This window comes from Vibrio sp. 10N.222.46.A1, assembly GCF_041473595.1.
In the GTDB taxonomy this organism is placed as follows: Bacteria; Pseudomonadota; Gammaproteobacteria; order Enterobacterales; family Vibrionaceae; genus Vibrio; species Vibrio tasmaniensis_A.
Window position 1 is genome coordinate 1 of the sequence record NZ_JBFRSN010001669.1, and the last position, 1,121, is coordinate 1,121.

General features: G+C 41.8%; 2 protein-coding genes. Both read left to right on the forward strand.

Annotation, left to right across the window (positions count from 1 at the left end):
• Window positions 1–510: Hpt domain-containing protein (locus AB4496_RS28760; protein WP_372133510.1), on the forward strand; the 510-nt coding region annotated here is incomplete at its 5' end.
• On the forward strand, window positions 507–1,121 hold a 615-nt coding region (locus AB4496_RS28765; RefSeq protein ID WP_372133513.1), incomplete at its 3' end, for a response regulator. The genes AB4496_RS28760 and AB4496_RS28765, both read left to right, overlap by 4 nt.

The window sequence follows — 1,121 nt, forward strand, 5'->3', positions numbered from 1 at the left end:
GGGGAAAATGATAAGTGCTTTGAGATTGGTATGGATGACTTCTTATCAAAACCAACCAAATTAAGGGTGATTGGCGACACCATAATCAAACATCTTGATAAGGTGCAATCTGTTGTCGATAAGCCTTGTATTAGTTCCTCGGAGCCTAAAAGTGAGCCGAGCTCTGCTCCGATTGATCTCGCCAACTTAACCGAATTGTTTGGTGACCAAGATCTCGTCATGCAGATCATCACTGACTTTATCAAGAGCCATCAAGCTGACATGCCTCTGCTTCAAGCTGCGTGCAAACAGCGAGATCTCGAAGCCATTAAACAGGTAGCTCATAAGATGAAGGGAGCTGCAAAAATGGTAGGCACAGAGGACATTGCCAATCAATTGCAAACAATGGAATTGGTCTCCTTAAGTGACTTAGATGGTATTCAAGCACATTACGATAACCTCGAACAGCTGACGAACCAATTGAAGACTTATTGTTCAGAATCAATCAAACCATTTAAGGAGCTACCATGAACCAGCATGTTGTAGTGATAGAAGATCACCCTTTTCAATTGAATGTAATGGGGATGGTTTTAAAGAGTTTGGGTATGGAAAATGTCCAACCTTTTGAATGTGGATATAAGGCTCTAGAGTTTATTGAAGCCTCTTCTGTCGATTTGATCTTATGTGATCTGAATATGCCGATGATCGATGGTATCGAACTCCTAAAACGCCTTGCTGAGGCCGATTTTCAAGGCAATATCATCATCACAAGTGCGGAAAGCAAAACAGTGCTCGATGCCGCAAGGAAGATGTGTAAAGCGTTTAACCTGAATTTGCTTGGTGTTCTTGAGAAGCCAATAGCAAAAGAGTCGCTGTCAAAGTTAATTAACCTTAACTCTACAAAAGAAGCGGCTGCTTCTAATTCTAATAGCGACATCGTTATTACGGATGAAGACATAGCAAAAGCGGTAAGCAACCAAGAGTTTATGTTCTATTACCAACCGATAGTGTGTATCCATAGTGGTGAATGGCGAGAAAGTGAATCGCTAATTCGATGGCAGCACCCTCGTTATGGCGTACTCAGCCCTTTTTTCTTTTTGTCTCGGTTACTTGAGTCAGGAAAAATGGGAGAGGTGATGAAG